Source organism: Winogradskyella sp. SYSU M77433 (assembly GCF_029911945.1).
GTDB lineage: Bacteria > Bacteroidota > Bacteroidia > Flavobacteriales > Flavobacteriaceae > Winogradskyella.
Genome location: NZ_JARYTG010000001.1, coordinates 698,809 through 719,455 on the forward strand (window position 1 = coordinate 698,809; position 20,647 = coordinate 719,455).

Annotated in this window: 14 protein-coding genes; 2 read left to right on the forward strand and 12 right to left on the reverse strand. The window is 34.4% G+C overall.

The window, feature by feature from the left end; genetic code table 11:
* Nucleotides 1–5: 5 nt before the first annotated feature.
* From uxaC to QGM60_RS02950, 11 genes are all read right to left on the reverse strand, one after another.
* Nucleotides 6–1,406: a glucuronate isomerase gene (gene uxaC / locus QGM60_RS02900; protein ID WP_281138727.1), complete on the reverse strand. Its 1,401-nt coding sequence runs from the start codon at nt 1,404–1,406 to the stop codon at nt 6–8.
* A gap of 12 nt (nt 1,407–1,418) precedes the next feature.
* Nucleotides 1,419–2,186: an SDR family NAD(P)-dependent oxidoreductase gene (locus tag QGM60_RS02905; RefSeq protein ID WP_281138803.1), complete on the reverse strand. Its 768-nt coding sequence runs from the start codon at nt 2,184–2,186 to the stop codon at nt 1,419–1,421.
* Nucleotides 2,186–3,025 (reverse strand): 5-dehydro-4-deoxy-D-glucuronate isomerase, encoded by an 840-nt coding sequence (gene kduI / locus QGM60_RS02910; protein WP_281138728.1) that lies wholly within the window; start codon nt 3,023–3,025, stop codon nt 2,186–2,188. The genes QGM60_RS02905 and kduI overlap by 1 nt, the downstream gene beginning before the upstream one ends.
* 255 nt (nt 3,026–3,280) lie before the next feature.
* Nucleotides 3,281–4,897: a sodium:solute symporter gene (locus QGM60_RS02915; protein ID WP_281138729.1), complete on the reverse strand. Its 1,617-nt coding sequence runs from the start codon at nt 4,895–4,897 to the stop codon at nt 3,281–3,283.
* A 3-nt stretch (nt 4,898–4,900) separates the two neighbouring features.
* On the reverse strand, nt 4,901–6,211 hold the full coding sequence (gene xylA / locus QGM60_RS02920) for a xylose isomerase (RefSeq protein WP_281138730.1): 1,311 nt from the start codon (nt 6,209–6,211) through the stop codon (nt 4,901–4,903).
* Nucleotides 6,212–6,240: 29 nt separating this feature from the next.
* Nucleotides 6,241–7,725, reverse strand: coding sequence for an FGGY family carbohydrate kinase (locus tag QGM60_RS02925; RefSeq protein ID WP_281138731.1), 1,485 nt, complete (start codon nt 7,723–7,725; stop codon nt 6,241–6,243).
* Nucleotides 7,726–7,785: 60 nt separating this feature from the next.
* Nucleotides 7,786–8,838, reverse strand: a complete 1,053-nt coding sequence (locus tag QGM60_RS02930) for a glycoside hydrolase family 43 protein (protein ID WP_281138732.1) — start codon at nt 8,836–8,838, stop codon at nt 7,786–7,788.
* Nucleotides 8,839–8,856: 18 nt separating this feature from the next.
* Entirely contained in the window at nt 8,857–10,284 is a 1,428-nt protein-coding gene (locus tag QGM60_RS02935; RefSeq protein ID WP_281138733.1) for an MFS transporter, read from the reverse strand.
* A 33-nt stretch (nt 10,285–10,317) separates the two neighbouring features.
* Nucleotides 10,318–12,933, reverse strand: coding sequence for a glycosyl hydrolase 115 family protein (locus QGM60_RS02940; protein ID WP_281138734.1), 2,616 nt, complete (start codon nt 12,931–12,933; stop codon nt 10,318–10,320).
* Nucleotides 12,934–12,939: 6 nt separating this feature from the next.
* Nucleotides 12,940–14,862 (reverse strand): sialate O-acetylesterase, encoded by a 1,923-nt coding sequence (locus tag QGM60_RS02945; RefSeq protein WP_281138735.1) that lies wholly within the window; start codon nt 14,860–14,862, stop codon nt 12,940–12,942.
* A gap of 5 nt (nt 14,863–14,867) precedes the next feature.
* Nucleotides 14,868–16,001 (reverse strand): endo-1,4-beta-xylanase, encoded by a 1,134-nt coding sequence (locus QGM60_RS02950; protein ID WP_281138736.1) that lies wholly within the window; start codon nt 15,999–16,001, stop codon nt 14,868–14,870.
* Nucleotides 16,002–16,099: 98 nt separating this feature from the next.
* Between QGM60_RS02950 and QGM60_RS02955 the strand changes: the two genes are divergently transcribed.
* Together QGM60_RS02955 and QGM60_RS02960 are read left to right on the forward strand one after the other, a co-directional pair.
* Nucleotides 16,100–17,086, forward strand: a complete 987-nt coding sequence (locus tag QGM60_RS02955; protein ID WP_281138737.1) for an aldo/keto reductase — start codon at nt 16,100–16,102, stop codon at nt 17,084–17,086.
* 83 nt (nt 17,087–17,169) lie between these two features.
* The gene (locus QGM60_RS02960) at nt 17,170–18,201 is read left to right on the forward strand and encodes a LacI family DNA-binding transcriptional regulator (RefSeq protein ID WP_281138738.1); all 1,032 of its coding nucleotides are present in this window, start codon (nt 17,170–17,172) and stop codon (nt 18,199–18,201) included.
* A gap of 52 nt (nt 18,202–18,253) precedes the next feature.
* Here the strand turns inward: QGM60_RS02960 and QGM60_RS02965 are convergent, their stop codons facing one another.
* Nucleotides 18,254–20,521: a glycoside hydrolase family 3 C-terminal domain-containing protein gene (locus QGM60_RS02965; protein WP_281138739.1), complete on the reverse strand. Its 2,268-nt coding sequence runs from the start codon at nt 20,519–20,521 to the stop codon at nt 18,254–18,256.
* Nucleotides 20,522–20,647: the final 126 nt, after the last annotated feature.

Genomic DNA, 20,647 nt, shown 5'->3' on the forward strand with positions numbered 1-20,647 from the left:
ACTGCTTAAAAGTTGAAATATTCCTTAGCGTTAAAATAACTAATATCTGAAACGATTTTACCAATCCATTCTAGCTCTTCTTTTGGCAATTCACCTCTTTGTATTTCGTCACCAAGTAAATTACATAATAATCTTCTGAAGTATTCGTGTCTTGGGAATGAAAGGAAACTTCTAGAATCAGTTAACATACCAATAAAGCAACTGATAAGTCCCATATTAGATAAGGCATTCATCTGTTTAGTCATGCCGTCTTTTTGATCTAAAAACCACCAACCAGAACCGAACTGCACTTTACCTTTCACACTACCATCATTAAAGTTACCAATCATGGTCGCCATTACTTCATTGTCAGCCGGATTTAAATTATAAATTATAGTTTTTGTTAATTTATCTTTTCCGTCTAATGTGTTTAAGAACGCTGATAGTTTTTCGGCTTGTGGATAATCACCAATAGAATCCCAACCCGTATCTGGACCAAGAATACTATGCATACGTGCATTATTATTTCTTAGTGCACCAAGGTGAAATTGTTGTACCCAACCAAATTCGCGATAAGTTTCAGACAAGTATAGAAGGATAGCTGTTTCAAACTTAAGTACCTCTTCTTTTTCTAAAGTTTCACCACTTAATTTCTTTTTAAAAATAGCTTCAACTTCATTGTCTGTATATTCAACAAACGAAATTTGATTCAATCCATGATCACATAATCTGCAACCATTATCATTGAAATAATTTATTCTGCTTCTTAAGGCATCTTTTAGATCTTGATATGTAGAAATTTCAATATCTGCAGCTTTGCCTAAAGCATTTATATAATCGTTATAACTGTCATTAGCTATTAAAATAGCTTTATCTGGTCTAAACGCTGTACTTACTTTTATTTCTAAATCACTTTTAGCTAATGATTGATGATGTTCTAAGGTATCGATAGGATCTTCAGTAGTACAAACCAATTCAGCATTAACTTTACGTAACAAGTTTCTACAGCTATAATCTGCTGAACTTAATTGTTCTGAAGTCGATTCGAAAATACGCTCTGCTGATTTTTCATTCAACAAATCCGTAATACCAAAATAACGTGTCAATTCTAAATGCGTCCAATGATACAAAGGGTTACGCATGGTGTATGGTACGGTTTTAGCCCAGTTTAGAAACTTATCTTTATCTGAAGCGTCGCCTGTGATATATTTTTCGTTAATACCCAAAGTACGCATAGCTCTCCATTTGTAATGGTCACCATTAATCCACACCTTAGTAAGGTTATTATAAACTTTATCCTCTAGAATTTCTTGAGGAGGTAAGTGATTGTGATAATCTATTATTGGCTGATTTTTTGCATAATTGTGATATAGCTCTTCGGCATATTTATTTTCAAGCAAAAAATTATCGTGTATAAACTGTTTCATTTCTTTTAAAATTTATCTACCCATCCAACCGCCATCAACGGTTAAAATTGAACCTGACATATAATCACTTGCTTTTGATGCAAGGAATACAATAGGACCTTTAAAATCTTCTGGTTTTCCCCATCTACCTGCTGGAATTCTAGCTAAGATAGACTGACTTCTATCTTCATCATTACGTAAAGCTTCCGTATTATCTGTAGCGATGTAACCTGGAGCAATAGCGTTGACTTGTACATTTTTTGAAGCCCATTCGTTAGAAAGTGCCATTGTTAACTGACCAATTGCACCTTTTGAAGCGGCATAGCCAGGAACTGTAATTCCACCTTGAAATGTAAGCAACGATGCGGTAAAAATGATTTTACCAGAACCATTAGCAACCATATCCTTACCTATTTCTCTACTTAGAATAAACTGCGCATTTAAGTTAACCTCAACAACTTTATCCCAATATTCATCAGGATGTTCTGCTGCTGGCTTTCTTAAAATTGTACCTGCGTTATTTACTAGAATATCTATTTTAGGGTGATTAGCTTTTACAGCCTTTATAAAGTCGTAAAGTGACTCTCGATTAGAAAAGTCACATTGGTATGCTGTGAATGTTTTGCCTATTTCAGCAACTCTTTTACCTATTGCAGAGCCTTCTTTTTCTAATGATGCCGAAACACCAATAATATCTGCACCAGCCTCTGCTAAAGCTTCTGCCATTGCAAAGCCAATACCTCTTTTACAGCCAGTAACGAGTGCTGTTTTCCCTGTTAAATCAAACATAATATCAAGGATTATCTTAACTCATTAATCTTACAAACATCCATATCTCCATAATCCAAGTTCTCACCTGCCATTCCCCAAATAAAAGAATAACTAGCTGTACCTGAACCAGAATGAATAGACCAAGGCGGAGAAATCACTGCCTCTTCATTACCCATCCAAATGTGTCTTGTTTCTTGTGGTTGCCCCATAAAGTGGCAAACAGCTTGATCTTCTGGAACTTCAAAATAGAAATAAACTTCCATTCTTCTGTCGTGCACGTGAGCTGGCATAGTATTCCAACTACTTCCTGTTTTTATGGTTGTCATTCCCATTTGTAACTGGCACACATCCACAACACTGTTTACGATGTATTTTCTCAATGTTCTTGCATTTGCAGTTTCTGCAGAACCCAACTCTATAACCTCAACATCATTAGTTCCTATTTTTTTGTTTGGGAATTTTTTATGTGCAGGTGTAGAGTTTAAATAGAATTTAGCTGGCTCACTAGCATCTTTGCTAGAAAACTCAACATCTTTATTTCCCTGACCAAGATATAAGGCTTCCTTATGATCTAACTCATAAGTATCTCCATCTACAGTTATAACTCCAGAACCACCTACATTGATAATTCCTAATTCTCTCCTTTCTAGAAAAAATGATGATTTAAGTGGATCTATCGTTTCTAGTTTTATCTTTTTGTTAACTGGCACAAGTCCTGCTACCATAAACCTGTCGTAATGCGTATAAACCCATTCCAACTCATCTACTTTCATCATATTTTCAATCAAGAATTCATCACGTAATTCTTGCGTGTCATACTTTTTTACTGCTTGTGGACTTGATGCGTATCTTGTCTTATAATTGGTCATAATTTTTTTAAATTGTAATCGATTACACAAATATATAAAGAAATAATTTAAAACCTATTTTAGAAATTGAAGAATATAGATTTCGTTTCTAAAAATAAGGAAAATATATTTTAGGATTTTACCTCTCATATTAAAAAACCATTACAATATTAAAAGAACAATTTTTAGTAGTGACCTCATCATAAAGCAATACTAAGTGAACATAAGTTTAAAAAACGTAGAAAATAATTAACTCATAAACTGCGCTACTTATTTTCAACCCGTAAAGTATGTTAAAACACCTATAACTACTATAACTAGCACAACTGATAATATAACATCAATTGTATCAAAGCTGTCTTTATTGTCTTGTTGTTGTCCTTCTGACAATGTACCAAAGGCTAAACCTTTTATTCTTTCATAATTTGGTGCTTGTGTTGCTAAACTTACCGACACACATATTATTATTGAAAATATGAACATGAAAATTGCCATATGAGCAAAATTGATTGTTGCAAAAGTATGAGCTACACCAGATAAGCTTTCGACACTTAATTCTGCAGCAATACGTAATACAGCTACAACCAAACCTGACATTAAAGTCACAATTGCTGCTTTAGCATTAACACGTTTCCATAAAATACCCAACACAAAAACTGCGGTTATAGGTGGTGCTATATAAGATTGAACACTTTGAAGATACTTATACAAAGTACCGCCACCTATTTTCTCCATAATTGGTATCCAGATAATACCTAAAACAACCACAATAGCTGTTGCAATTCTTCCTATTCTAAGAAGCTTTTTCTCTGGCATATCTGGTTTTAACTTCTTATAAATATCTATAGTAAATATTGTTGAGCACGAATTAAACACCGAAGCCAAAGAACTCATCAATGCAGCCATCAATCCACCTGCTACTAATCCTTTTAAACCCGTTGGCAGTAATGTTTTAACCATTACAGGAAATACTTCATCTGCTCTATCATAACTTAAAACCCCTTGTTTTGAAAGTGCAAAAGCTATGATACCAGGAATTAAAAAAATGAAAATCGGTAAAATCTTCAAGTAAGCACCAAAAATAGCTCCTCGTCTTCCAATCTTTATGTTTTTTGCGGCCAAAGTACGTTGTACAATATACTGGTCTGTACACCAATACCAAACACCTACTACAGTACCTCCAAACAATAAACCTGTCCACGGAAAGTCTGGATCGCTCATTGGCCTCCACATATTAAAATGTTCAGAGCCAACTGTAGCTCGCAATTCACTCCATCCACCAACTTGTTCTAAACCTAAATAAGTTATAATTACAGAACCAAGAATTAAAATAACCGTCTGAAGAGTTTCGGTATAAATTACAGCTTTCATACCGCCAACAATGGTGTATAAACCTGTAAACACAACAATACCTATGGCTCCATACCAAAAAGGAATACCTAATAGTTCTGAAACTACAATACCACCTGCATATATTGTTACCGAAACTTTGGTAAGTACATAACCCACTAATGAGAAGACAGACAAAAACCATCGCGATCGTGTATCGAAACGTTTTTCTAAAAATTCTGGCATTGTAAATGCTCCACTTCTTATGTAAAAGGGTAAAAATAACCACCCAAGTAAAAGAACAATCCAAGCATGCAATTCATAATGGGCCATTGGCATTCCTGACTCTGCACCTGTACCTGCTAAACCAACCACATGTTCTGATCCGATATTTGAAGCAAAAATTGAAGCACCAATAACAAACCAACCCACGTTTCTACCTGCAAGAAAATAATCCTCGGTATTCTTATTTTTCTTTAAAATCACCCAAACTGCTACAGCTATGAGTGCTAAAAAATACAGTCCTAGGACTACCCAATCTAACCCATTAAGTATGCTATTCATTTATTAAATGTATTGGTTGATAATATTTTCGAAAAGTTCTTGTTTTCCACTCTTAAGCTTTAACTCTCCATTTTCATGAGCTATATCATATAACGCTTCTAAATTCAGTTTCCCTTGTTCAAAATCCTTTCCTTTACCAGAATCAAAAGAACTATAGCGTTCCTCACGAAGCTTTTTATAAGGAGATGATGACATAATCTTATCTGCTGTAATTAGTGCACGTGCAAAAGTATCTGCACCACCAATATGCGCGTGGAAAATATCCTCTAAATCCGTTGAGTTTCTTCTTATTTTTGCATCAAAATTCACACCTCCACCTTGAAGTCCACCTGCCTGTAAAAACACAAGCATAGCTTCTGTTGTTTCAAGTATATTATTTGGAAACTGGTCTGTATCCCAACCATTTTGATAATCTCCTCTGTTAGCATCTACACTACCTAACATTCCTGCTTTTGCTGCCACTTCAAGCTCATGCTGAAATGTGTGTTGCGCCAATGTTGCATGGTTGACTTCAATATTTATTTTAAAATCTTTCTCTAAACCATATTCTCTTAAGAAGCCTATAGCGGTAGCGGTATCAAAATCATACTGATGCTTAGAAGGTTCCATTGGTTTAGGTTCAATAAAGAAAGTTCCTGTAAACCCTTGCTTTCTTGCATAGTCTCTCGCCATAGTTAAGAATTGAGCCATATGATCTAACTCTCTTCCCATATCTGTATTTAGCAAAGACATGTAGCCTTCACGACCTCCCCAGAACACATAATTTTCACCGTTGAGAGCCATAGTAGCATCTAAGGCTAATTTAACTTGCCCACCTGCTCTAGCTACCACATCAAAATCTGGATTGGTTGCAGCTCCATTCATATATCTTGGATTTGAAAAACAATTGGCTGTTCCCCAAAGAAGCTTGATTCCTGTAGCATCCATTTTAGGTTTGATATAATCCACTATTTGAGATAAACGCTTTTCAGATTCTGCAAACGTTGCACCTTCTTGAACTAAATCGTAATCATGAAAACAGAAATAGTCAAATCCCATTTTTGAAATAAATTCAAACGCAGCATCAGCTTTATCTTTTGCAGCCTGTATTGGATCTGAAGCTTGGTCCCATTCAAAATTTTGCGTACCTGGACCAAATGGATCTGCCCCTTGCCCACAGAATGTATGCCAGTAAGCTATAGCGAACTTAAAATGTTCGCGCATAGTTTTTCCAGCCACCACTTTGTCTGGATCATAATATTTAAAAGCCAAAGGGTTATCGGATAAATGCCCTTCATATTTTATTTTATCTATTCCTTTAAAGTATTCTTTCATCTCTTTATTATTTTATGTTTTTTATTTAATTATTTATATCTATTTTCTAAATATTGAACCCATGAATCATAGGCATCTTTATACTGTTGTTTATCCGTTAATGGATAGTAAGTCAATACCTTTTCATTTTCAGAAAAAGCAGATTCTAACGTTTCAAAATCTTTGTTGGCAACACCTGCTGCTCTAGCAGCACCCACAGCACCTGTAGAATCCATAATATCTATTTTGGCATTTGTTAATGTTGCTATTGTTTTTGAAAATATTTCAGAGCGGAACAAATTATCATTTCCAGCTCGTATTCTTGAAACTTCTACGCCATCTTCCTTGAGGATATTTATGCCGTACACAAAAGCAAAAGCAATACCTTCTAAAGCTGCTCTAAAAAGATGTTGGCTTTGATGTTTATTGAAATTTAAATTAAATATTGACGATCCATTATTTGTGTTTTCTAGCATACGCTCCGCTCCATTACCGAAAGGTATAATTCGTAAACCATCAGATCCTACAGGAACTCTAGCTGCAAGCTCATTGATATCATTATAACTAGAGCTTGATGCCAATTGACTTTTCATCCAGCTGTATTGAATACCTGCTCCATTAATGTTTAAGAGTTTGCCAATAACAGGCTTTTCTTTCGTATAATTTACATGGGCAAAACTATTTATCCTAACACTTTCCTTAGAATCCGTTCTGTCTGTCAATGCATAAACAACACCGCTTGTACCTCCGGTAGCTGCAATTTCACCAGGATTTAGCACGTTTAAAGACAAGGCATTATTAGGTTGGTCCCCAGATCTGTAAAGTACTGGTATGCCTTCTGGCAAACCAATTTCTTTTGCTGCTTCTTTATTCACTAAACCTTGGTCTGAGAATGTCGGAACAATTTCCGGAATTAAATCGGTACTAATACCAAAATGCTCAAAAAGCCATTCGGCAGGTTTGTTTTCTTTAAAATCCCACATAATGCCTTCAGAAAGACCCGATATAGTCGTTGTTGGTTTACCCGTTAACTTTAACGATATAAAATCGCCTGGTAATAAAAACTTATAAATTTTACTGTAAACTTCAGGTTCATTTTCCTTAACCCATTTTAGTTTTGACAAGGTGAAATTCCCAGGAGAATTCAAAAGATGTGAAATACATTTTTCTTTTCCAACTTCAAAAAAAGCTTGATTTCCTATATTAACAGCTCTACTATCGCACCAAATTATCGACGGTCGAAGTACATTATGATCTTTATCTACTGTAACGAGTCCATGCATTTGATAAGCAATACCAATACCTTTTATTTGGCTTGAGCTGACTCCTGTTTCTGTCAAAAGTTTTTCAGTAACCTTTATAATATTTTTCCACCACAATTCCGGTTGCTGTTCTGCCCAACCTGTCTCTAGGGAAATAATTTTCATCTCATTTTCAGGATAATTGGTAATACCAATAGATTGTCCGCTTGAAGCATCAACTAAAGCAGCTTTTACCGAAGAGCTCCCCAAATCATATCCTATATAATATGCCATTACTTATTTTAATTTCGTTCTATTTGATTGAGTTTATTAATTTCTCTCTACTTTTTGATACTAAGATAAAATCTTTTCATTAGTATAAGGCTCTATTGTTTGAATGCTACCATCATCATTATATGCAATTTCTGCCACTTTGATTGACCTTAGATGCGTAACCCCTTTTGAAAGTGACGAATCATGATAGAACAAATACCATTTTCCTTCAACCTCGCAGATAGAATGATGGGACGTCCAACCTACTACTGGATTTAGAATTCTCCCTCTATAAGTAAATGGACCATAAGGATTATCGCCTATGGCATAGCAAATAAAGTGTGTATCTCCTGTTGAATATGAAAAATAGTACTTTCCATTATATTTATGTAGCCATGCAGCTTCAAAAAAACGTCTTTCATTATCTCCCGCCAATAGCAAATCTCCGTTTTCATCGAGGATTTCAATCTCCTTTGGTTTTTCAGCAAACTCTAATAAATCATCGGTCATTTTTGCAACAAAAGGCAATAATGCTGGTTCATCATCCTTTGGCAAATGCGCTGTTGGACTTTCTGGTTCTTCAGCATTAAAACTTCCCGTTCTCCAACGTTGTAATTGTCCGCCCCAAATTCCACCAAAATACATATAATAACTGCCATCTTCATCTTCAAAAACTGCTGGATCTATTGAAAAACTATCCTTTATGGCTTCTGGTTGAGGCTTGAATGGTCCTGTTGGCGAATCGCTAACTGCTACACCAATTCTAAAAATACCATCATAACCTTTAGCTGGAAAATACAAATAATATTTCCCGTTTTTGTGTGCTGCATCTGGTGCCCACATTTGCTTTTCTGCCCAGTCTACGTCATTGACATGTAGTACTAAACCATGGTCTACAGCTTCAGCATCAACAGTATCCATAGAAATCACGTGATAATCTTCCATTGCAAAATGACTTCCTAAATCATCAAATGCTTCACCTGCATCAACATCATGTGATGGATAAATATATATTTTCCCGTTAAAATAATGTGCAGAAGGATCTGCTGTGTATATGTGCTTTACCAAAGGCTGAGAAATGGCCTTTTTATTTAATTCTTCAAAATCTATATGATCAATACTATCTTCTGGCATAATGTCTTTTCTATTTATTTAAAATCGTCTTGCTTTAAGTTCTGTTTCTATTTGAGTTTCCATCTTTTTATTTATTTCATAAAAAAACAATAAACCAGCTCCTATTAAAAATGGTATAGCTGGATAAATACTCACCAACATTTTTGTTCCATTTATTGCCGTTGCTGATTGGGTTTCTAAACCGGCATCATAACCATAGCTATTTAATATAGATGCGACCAAGGCACTACCAATACTTAGTCCAATTTTTAATCCTACCATCATTGCTGAAAAAATAATAGCTGTTGCTCGACGATTGGTTTTCCATTCGGAAAAATCAGCAACATCCGCAATCATAGCCCAAAGTATTGGAATGGTAATACCATAAAAGAAACCATGAAAAATTTGAGACACAAACATAAATTTTACTGACTCTGATGGGAAGAAGTAAAACAGTAAAATAAACAATGTTGAAATGAAAAGGAATATTCCAAAAACATCGCGTTTACCATATTTATCGGCCAGTTTTTTAGAAAGTCCTATTCCTACTATCATAAAAATTATTCCGCCAGCGTTGAATAAACCAAATCCTGCTGAAACGGGATTATCACCAAATAATGTTTGACCTAAATCACTACTCAACACAGGACTTAAAAAGTTTGCCAAAGCATCTTTATCTACATAATTCTCAAAATAATAGACATAAGAACCGCCTTTCATGGCTAACGTTATAAATATCAAAGTAGTTAAGGTTAACATGATTAACCAGGGTCTATTTTTAATTAAATCTTTAAGGTCTTCTGCTAAGCTAGATTTTTGTTCTGGCTTAGGTATTACTCTTTCTTTTGTAGTAAAAAAGGTTATTAGTAACATTATTGTTCCTATAACGGCCAGCCATGTCATTACTTTTTCAATACCAATAGCTTTATCGCCTCCACCAACAGTTTCTATAATAGGTAGCATAAATACCTGCACAAAAAATTGTGCGAACATTACAGCTACAAAACGATACGCAGACATACTATTTCGTTCTGACATATCACCTGTAATTACACCACTCAAGGCTGAATATGGCAAATTGTTGGCTGCATATAACAATAACAACAAGGTATAGGTAACTACAGCATAAATTACTTTTCCTTTGTATGAGAAATTTGGAGTACTAAATGCCAATAGCGCTATAACACCCAATGGAACAGCTGTCCATAATATCCAAGGACGAAATTTTCCCCATTTAGAATTAGTTCTATCTGCAATTGCACCAATTATAGGATTGAATGCAAATCCTGCAACAAGACCAACGGTTAAAATAATTGCAGATGCATGATTGTTCTCTAACCCATATATATCAGTATAGAAGTATGCCAAGTAGGTTACCAATGTTTGAAAAACCAGATTAGCCGCTAAATCTCCTAAGCTATAACCGACTTTCTCTAGTACTGATAATTTTTGTGATTCTTTATTCATTTTAATTAGTTTAGTTCGTTTAATGATGCATCACTATTCGGAAAAGTGACTTTGAGGTGGACCTAAATAACTTTTAGGCAAGCTATTTTCTGAAGTTTCTATGACGATTTTTTGAAGTACCAAACCTTCATCTACTCTAAAATAATTTAGGGTATGATTTCCAATTTCATTAATCTCAAATTCAGTAGTAATAACTTTAATATTATCACCAACATCATTATGCCAATTGCTAGGTACTTTTCCGTTGTAATTAAATATTAGTGAGTCCGAATCATAGTTTACTAATGTTGGTTTTTTATCATTAAAAGATAAACCGTAATACATACCTTCTCTTGTAGAATAGTTAATTGTAGGCGAAAAATAAGCGTGTACCTTTATTGTTCCTTTACTTTTGAAGTAAACATCATATGATAACTTTGGCGAATTAGAAGTTAACTCTACTCTACCTTTTTTAATAGGTAACGAAATTACTGAAGATCCTGTTTTTCCTAAATTTTCAACTGTCTTCCACTCAAAAGATTCTGGCTCTGATTTATCAGTGAAATTTGTAGCTTCTATTGAAATGTAATTATTGCTTTCAACAAACCCTTTTGCTCCATTAGGGATTTCTATTTCAGCATCGTTTTTTTCTTCTTCTACAGTATTGTATTCTGTGTTTTCCTCGACAAGTGTTGTCTCTGGAATATTATTATATCTTGGTGAATTCCAATAGGTGTAACCAATATGGGTTTGAGACATCATACCATTCCATTTTCCTCCGGCTAACTCTTCATGATAGTATTTTGTGATTAAGGAGTCCTTCACAAACAACTCTTCTACTTTTTTAGCATAATCGTTTGCTAACGGATTACCTTGTTCTGCATACCATTTATTTTTTTGAGCAGCTACATACAACTCATTTAAATTTGCACTTGCCTCTATTGGATGCTCAACTAAATGGTAATAAGCATCATAATATTCTTTTGGTAATTTTTGTTTTAGATCCTGAACTTCCTTTAGCAAAGTGTTATAGTCTTCAACTATTTTATCGGCTTCATTGAAGTTAGTTAGACTATACATATAGTCATTAAGTTGTTCTGGTTTTCTTCTTGCGTTAAACTTGGTATATTTTTTTACAAATTCACCTATTACTTCAGCATGTTCTTTACCGAATTGTTTTGCTGCCCATTGTGTGTAGTAATCTTGAAGGTTATCTGCCGTCCATTTATCTGGATTCCAAGCATAATCTAGAAAAAATTCAATAGGAAATTCCATTGGTTTTATATCACCAACATTTACGACCCATACATTTTTCACATCATGTTCGTAAGCCAAGTGCATTTGTTCCCAAACGCGCTCAATTTGTGTTGTATTAATCCACTTGTAACTTCTTGGTCCACCAACATAATCGAAATGATAATAAATACCGTAGCCACCTTCTCTAGGTTCAGCATCTAAAGCAGGAAGTTTTCTTATGTTTCCCCAATTATCATCACAAAATAATAAGGTAACATCATCTGGCACTTTCATTCCTTTGTCATAATAATCTTGAACTTCTTTGTAAAGCGCCCACATTTGCGGTGTTTCTGAAGCTGGTTTCCCTGTTACTTCTTCAATAATTTCACGTTGAGCAGCCACAACTTCCTCTAATGTTTCAATAGCAGTATCTTCACTCATAGCCTCATCTCCATCACCTCGCATACCAATGGTTACAAGTGCTTCTTTATCTCCTTTTCTTTCCATTCCTTCTGTCCAAAACTTTTTGAGATTTTCTGGATTAGTAGAATAATTCCACTCACCTTCTCCAAATCGACTCCATTCTGCATGGGCACGTGTTAAAGGTTCGTGATGAGAAGTGCCCATAACAATTCCATATTCATCTGCTAAAATGCCATTTTGAGGATCGTCTTCATAAAACATTCTTGGTTGCCACATGGCAGGCCAAATGTAATTGCCTTTCATTCTTAAAATAAGCTCAAAAACCTGATCGTAAAATTCAGAATTAAAATCTCCGTATTTTGGATAAACCCAACTTGTTAGTGCAGGTGCTTCATCATTTATAAATATACCTCTGTATTTTACTTTTGGAGTACCTTTAGTGTGCTTGCCTCTTTTTATGAAAACATTTTCCTTTTTCTTAACAGGAACATCTGCCCAAAAATATAATGGAGACACTCCCATTTCATAAGACATATCGAACATGCCATATATTGTTCCGCGTTTATCACTTCCGACAATAACTAATGCTTCATCGACACCTTCAAATGGATTTTTTACGGTTTCGATTAAAAATGTTTCCCATTTTCCTTTTATGGAAGATACATCTAGTTTTTTATCTGCAACCAACTTATCTATTAATTCGGATTTACCTATTGTTCCAACGACTATAGCATTTCCTTGCGATGGGATTGTATTTGTTATTAATTCTGGTTTTACCGAAGTCACTCGTTCTATATCTGTTCGGAATTTTTCAGCGATTTTTAAAACTCCAGAATAATCATTTTTATCTAAAAAAATTGAGGTTGCGTTTTTAGTATTAACTACAGGAAAACCTGAATTAGGTTGTACGTAAGATTGAAATAATTCGTCTTCACTAACCTCTTCACTATTTTGCTCACAAGAGAGCGAGAACAAGGATATTAAAAATAAAAAAAGCTTAATAGATTTCATATGTTGTTACCATTTATCAGTTTTAAAAGGTGAAGCTGGTAATTCTTCTTTATTGTACAAATTGGCTTCGTCAGGATTATCTGCCCAAGCATACCTAACGGCTACTGGGTTTGTAATACTTGGGTTTGTAACTATTACTTTATCTCCTTTTATTTCTGCTTTTGCCCAAACAAATTTTTTATCTGCACCAGCTATTGCAAACTCTTTTAACTCGCCTCCTTTAGCCATTAAACCACTACCTGTATTTTCAAATTCTAAAATAATCTCATTCTCTTGTACTTCATATGACTTAAGTATTGGGCCAGAATACACAACTTCAGAGTCTTTATAGGCTATTTTTTTAGCTGCTAAAGCCAATCTTTTGCCAACATCTTTTTTATTTAGAGGATGAATATCATTCCATTCACCAATATCAATAGTAACAGCCATAGCGGTATTTGGAAGAGATAACGTTTTTAACTGTGCATTTCTCAATTCAGCCCAACTACTTTCAGTTGGTGTATCATTAGCCTTTAAGTAGTTAGCCAGCTGAACAAATAAAAACGGAAGATTATCTTGGTTGAATTTCGCTCTCCAGTTTTCTATTAAGCATGGGAAAAGTGTTTCGTATTCCTTTGGATTTTTAACGTTAGATTCTCCTTGATACCAAATTACACCTTTTAATTCGTAATTTAATAATGGTGCTATCATCGCATTATATAAACCTGTAGGTTTCCAGCGAATAAAAGTTTGACTGGCTTTTGCGGGCATATCAGCTCCCAACTTATAATTCCATGTACCTTTTAAATCAATCGTGTCTTTTTCTGAGGTTATGCGATAAGGTTTATCTTCATAAAAACCACCATTTCCACTTTCATTGATAACTCTAACGGTAATGTTGTTTTCACCTTCAACCAAAAGATCTTTTGGAATTGTATACCATCTTGGTGGATACTTATATCCTGTAGTACCAACAAAGGTTCCATTAACATAAACAGAATCTGAATCGACAACTCTACCAAGCTCTAATGACAACGATTGATTTAGCATTGACTTTGGCACATCTATATCTTTCCTAAACCATACCACACCATGTTTGTCGCCAAGTTCTTCATCAATCCAATAGCCTGGCACTTCCATTTCATCCCAGTTTGATATGTCTAAATTCTTGCTATGCCAAGGAGTGTCTTTATTACCTATATCCTTTTTATGAAGTGTATAATGCCAATCTTGCCAGTGATTGTTATCATGATTTTGAATGGAATCTATTAGCTCATCATTTTTAAATTGTTGCAATTCATTAAAATAATGTGGGAATTTTTTTAGTTCATCTTCGCTTAACCAAGATTCGGCAGGTGAGCCACCTAAACTCGCATTTATTAAACCTATAGGCACCTGATAGGTATCGTATAATTCTTTAGCAAAAAAATAGGCAACGGCAGAAAAATCTGAAATAGTTTCTGGACTAACTTCTTGCCATTTTACTTTTTCAATATTTTGTTGTGGCTGCTTAAAATTATAACGTTGTGGAATTTCAATATAATGTATTCTTGAATTTTGAGCTGTCGCAATTTCTTCTTTATACAAAGGTTTTACTCTTCGCATAGGCAATTCCATGTTTGATTGCCCTGAACAGAGCCACACATCACCAACGAATATATTATTTATTGTTATGGTGTTTGTGCCTGAGATTACCATTTGATATGGTCCGCCTTCTTGTAAATCTTTTAAAACCACCATCCACTCTCCATCTGAGTTGGTCTTAGTTTCAAGATTTATGTCATTAAAATCTACGGTTACCCTTTCATTTGGTGAAGCCCAACCCCAAACTTTAACCTCAGCGTTACGCTGAAGTACCATGCCATCACTAATAAAGCTTGGCAGTATTACCTCAGCACTTAAGCCATAACATGTCAATAAAAGACTTAATGTGAATACTATTTTTTTCACCAAAATCATTTAGAATCTGATTTCAATTTTATAAGTGAATGATATGCTTTTTTCTTTTTGTTGTTTCTATCAAATAATAAAGGATAGTTGGTTCTACCTTCTATTGGCCAATCATTTTTCCAAGAGTTACCATCGTTAACTCCCCAAAATGTCACTCTATTAATTTTATCTTTATGCTTCAGGAAAAGCTTAAAGATATCTTCGTAACGTTTTGCCAATTGATCTTGTATTGAATCTGGTAATTGCTTTGGATAAGGATTCATTGTTGGGTCAGTGCTTTCAAATTTCACATTAACATCTGCACCTGAAAAATCCCACGGCATTGGTATTACCGAAACATCTAGTTCTGTAATATCAACTTTAATTCCTAATTCTGCATATTGTACTATACTGGTTTCTATTTCTTCAATGCTTGGACTATTCAAATCCCAATGACCTTGCATACCTATTCCATCTACTCGCACTCCTTGTTCTTGCATTCTTTTTATAATTCTTATAGCACCAGCACGTTTGTTAGGATTAGTCATACTATAATCATTATAAAATAACTCTACTTCAGGATCTGCTTTTTGAGTGAGATTGAAGGCTAAGGACAAATAATCTTCACCCAGAACATCTAGAAAAACTGTTTTGCGTAAAGTACCATCATCATTTAGTGCTTCGTTAACAACATCCCACGCATCAATCTTTCCTTTATATCTACCAACTATTGTATTTATATGGTCTTTTAAAACTTCAACCATTGCTGTACTATCTGATATCTCCTTAAAAAACGGTGACAACTGACTATGCCAAACTAAAGTGTGCCCTTGAATGTGCATCTCATTTTTTTCTGCCAAGGCTACAAGTTTATCCGGTAAATCAAAGTTATAAGTATCTTTATTAGGATGAATTAATAAAGACTTCATAACGTTTTCTGGAGTTACGCTATTAAACTCACCACTTATCAATTTATTTTGAATAGAGTCTTGCTCTTCTATCTGACTTGCATTTAGAGCTACACCAATCAGAAAATCTTCTTTATAGGCATCTTTTAAACCTACACTGTTATCTTTTTCAACTTCTTCTTTTTTTTGCTCACAACTGTTTAAAATCAATAGGCTTAAAAACAAAGCAAAATAGTGACTTACATTTTTCATCTTAGTTATTTTTTTGCACAAATGCAATCGGTTGCGTAAATATAAAAAAAAACAGAGTATAATCACTATCTTGCACACTAATTGTTTAAGTTCTACATATGAAATATAGAGATTTAGATTATAAAAAACTCACAGTAAGCGAAGTAGGTTTAGGCTGTTGGCAATTAGGTGGAGATTGGGGAAAAGATATTTCTGAAGATAATGCCTTTGCCATAATGAATAAAGCGGTTGAAAATGGAGTGACTTTTTTTGACACAGCCGATGTATACGGAGCTGGCAAGAGCGAAGAACTCATTGGAAAATTTTTAAAGTCAACAGAAACTAATATTAAAGTTGCTACAAAGTTTGGTCGTGATGCCAGTGTTTTTCCAGATAACTTTAGCGAGAAAGCTTTACGACAATCAGTTGAAAATTCATTAAGGCGATTGGGCTTAGATTCTATTGATTTACTTCAACTTCATTGTATTCCACCTGATGTTTTATATGAAGGAGTGATTTTTGATTGGTTAAGACAGCTAAAACAAGAAGGGCTAATTAAGGCTTTTGGCGCCTCTGTAGAAACTATTGAAGAAGGATTATTTTGCATTGAACAAGAAGGTATAACTTCACTTCAAATAATATTTAATGTATTAAGACAAAAAGCTCTAGATGAACTTTTACCAAAAGCCAAGAAAAAAAATATTGGTATTATTGTTCGCTTACCTCTGGCTAGTGGGTTACTAACAGGTAAGTTTAATAAGGAAACAACATTTGCAGACTCTGACCATAGAAACTTCAACAAAAACGGTGAAGCTTTTAATGTAGGCGAGACATTCGCTGGTTTACCATTTGAAAAAGGTGTAGAACTCTCTAAAGCGATAGAGGAAAAGTTTTTGCCTCAAGGATTAAGTATGGCTCAATTTTCACAAAGATGGATATTAGATCATGATGCCGTTACGTGCATAATTCCAGGTGCTAGCTCGCCTGCGCAAATAGATTCTAATTGCAGTACATCTGAAATAAGTGAGTTAAGCTCAGAACTACATTTACAATTAAAAGCATTTTACAAAAACAATATACACGAATACATTAGAGGTGTCTATTAACCAAAAAGCAACCTTATATAGCCTTGAAAAATAGGTATATGTTTTATTGTATTATTTTTGCTAACTAAACACTAATAAATAATATGGCCAATAATAGAGACATTACTATTTATGACATTGCTAATGAGCTAAATTTATCAAGCTCTACAGTTTCAAGAGCTTTAAAAAACCACAGGAGCATTAGTAAAAAAACCATAGAAAGGGTGAATGAAATGGCTAATAAAATGGGATATACCCCAAATGTATTAGCTTCTAGTTTAAGAAATAATAAATCAAAAACTATTGGAGTATTAATTTCTCGTATTAACAGGCCATTTATGGCTTCCTTAATTTCTGGTATTGAGGAAACCGCTCAAAAAGCTGGTTACAATGTTATTATTACACAGTCTCATGACTCCTATGAAGACGAAGTAAACATGGCACAAGCACTCTATAATAGTAGAGTAAGTGGTATTATATGTTCTCTTGCTATGGAAACCACAAAAACTAATCACTTTGAACAGTTTATGGAAAAAGACATTCCATTAGTTTTTGTTGATAGGGTTCCGAAAGATTTTGACACTTACAGAGTAATGATTGATAATTATTCTGCTGGATATAAAGCCACCAATCATTTAATTGAAATGGGAGCTAGACGTATAGCACACATAGGTGGATTAAAATTCAGGAACATATACAAGGAGCGTGAAAGAGGTTACAGAGATGCGCTAAAAGAGCATAATTTGCCTGTTGAAGAAGATTTGATTCAACATGTAAAAACAATGAGTTACGAGGAAGGTGAAAAAGCAACGAATAAACTACTTGATATGGACAATCCGCCAGATGGTATTTTTTCATCAAATGACACCACAGGAGTTGCTGCAATTCAAGTTGCAAAACAAAGAGGACTGATAATACCTGACGAACTTAAAATCATTGGTTTTAACAATGACCCTTTATCTCAAATTATTGATCCAGGACTTTCAACTATATCACATCCTGCCTATGAAATGGGTAAAACATCATCAAAAAAGATACTTAAACACCTTAAGCATTCGGAAAAGAAAAGTATTACCGAAATTACTTTTTTAAACACCGAAATCATAGTTCGTGGTTCTACCAAAAGTAATAATTAGTAAATCATAGCTTTCAACAAGTTATAATTGCAGATATTTTATGGAGTAACTTCTATTGAAAGGTAATAGAAGTTTCAACCATATTAACACCTAATTCCTTACTACGAGGCATTGGACTAGAACCACCCACAAAAATTTTAAACTCACCAGTTTCAAAAACCTTTTCACCATCTTCATTGATTCCCTGAAACATTTCTGAATTTAATTTAAAACTTACTGTTTTGGTTTCACCTGATTTTATGTTGATACGTTTAAAAGCTTTCAATTGAGAATTCGGAACTCTAAAAGAAGCTTCAACATCTGTAATGTATAATTGTACAACTTCATCCGAATCTACATCTCCTTCGTTTGTTACGTCTACAGAAATAGTTACAGTATCATTTTTTGATATCGATTTTGAAGATAAATCAATATTACCATACTTAAATGTGGTGTAACTTAGACCATACCCAAACGGATACATCGGATCTAAATCCATATATTTATACGTACGTCCTATCATTGAATAATCTTCATAATCAGGAAGCTGATCTAAAGATTTCGGGAAGGTAATAGGCAATTTTCCTGAAGGTGAAATTTTGCCAAACAACACATCTGCTATAGCATTACCTCCTTCTTCGCCTGGATACCAAGCCAACAATACTGCATCAGATAATTCTTCTACTTCGGCAAGATTCATTGGACTTCCACCTGTGACAATAGTAACAATAGGTTTTTTGTTGTTTGGATCTTTATCAGCAGCTTCCCTTAATCCTTTAAGGTAATCTATTTGACTTTTTGGCAAATTATAATCTAATCTATCTCCTTTTGTTTTTGATGCAATGGAAGCTCCTTCTTCCCCTTCTATCAATCCAGATATCCCTAAAGCAACAAAAGTAACATCTGAATTTGATGCATTTCCCGTAGCATAATCTAACGGGTTTTCTTTTGGAACCGTAAGCATTGCACCCATTCTATACTGTAATTGACTTGCTGGATTTATAGCTCCTGCTATACCTTCCATAATGGTAACCATCTTAGGGTTTACACCATAATAATTACCTAACAACACTTCTGTATCTATAGCTACAGGACCAGTTATAAAGTACTTGGATAAATCATTCTTTACAGGTAGAACACCGTTATTTTTGAGCAGTACAATACTTTTCTGTGCTACTTCTCTAGCCAAATCTCTATGTGCATCACTATTGATTACATCTTCAGAAATATCATCATAAGGATTGCTTTTAGGCGGATCGAATAAACCCAATCTAAATCTTGTTCTAAGTAATATAGCTAATTTTTCATCTATTTCAGATTCTGTAATCAGACCTTGTTTTACAGCCTCAGGAAGTCCATCTAAATAAGAATCCCCACAATTTAAACTTACTCCATGTTTTACAGTCATGGCAGAAGCTTCTGCCTGAGTATTCGTTACACCATGACCTCCTTCTCCTTTCGGAGTATAAAAATCTACGATTGCCCAACAATCACTTAACACATGCCCTTTAAAACTCCATTCATCAAGTAAAACATCTTGTATTAAATATTTATTAGCACAACATGGTTCTCCGTTTGTACTATTGTAAGCACACATAATGGCTTCAACATTGGCTTCCTTAACTAAAACTTCGAATGCAGGAAGATAAGTTTCCCATAAATCTTTCTTGCTCGACACAGCGTTAAACTCATGTCTTAATTCTTCCGGACCACTATGAACAGCATAGTGTTTAGCACAGGCTGCTGTTTTTAAATAATCAGGATTATCACCTTGTAAGCCCATTACAAATGACTTCCCAATAACAGACGTTAAATAAGGGTCTTCACCATAAGTTTCTTGACCACGACCCCAACGAGGATCTCTAAATATGTTGATGTTCGGAGTCCAAAAAGTTAGGCCTCCATATTGTTTATGATAACCTTTTTCTTTTGCTACATTATGCATTGCTCGGGCTTCGTCTGAAATTGCAGAAGACACTCTAAATGCTAAATCATCATCAAATGTGGCTGCCAAACCAATAGCTTGAGGAAAAACAGTCGCTACTCCTGAACGGGCTACGCCATGTAGCGCTTCATTCCAGTAACTATATGGTGGAATATCAAGGCGCTCAATTGCACTTGTATTGTGCATCATTTGATCTGCTTTTTCTTCTAAACTTAATCTTGAAATTAAATCTTGAATACGCTCTTCCATAGACAAGGACGTATTATAAAACGGAAATTTAGCTTCATGTAAAGTTTGTGTTTCGTTATCATCAATGTTCTTGTTAGATTTAGTGTTCTCACAAGAAAACAAAAACATTACACCTAGTAATGACAGAAAAAAATAAGATGTTTTCATACAGAATTGCCTATTGATTAGTTTTAGATTTTATTGAAAAGATTGCCTTAAGCTTAATTACGCAATCGATTGCAATATATTGAAATTTTACTTAAAATCATTTCTTTGCAAAAAAAACAAAGCTTC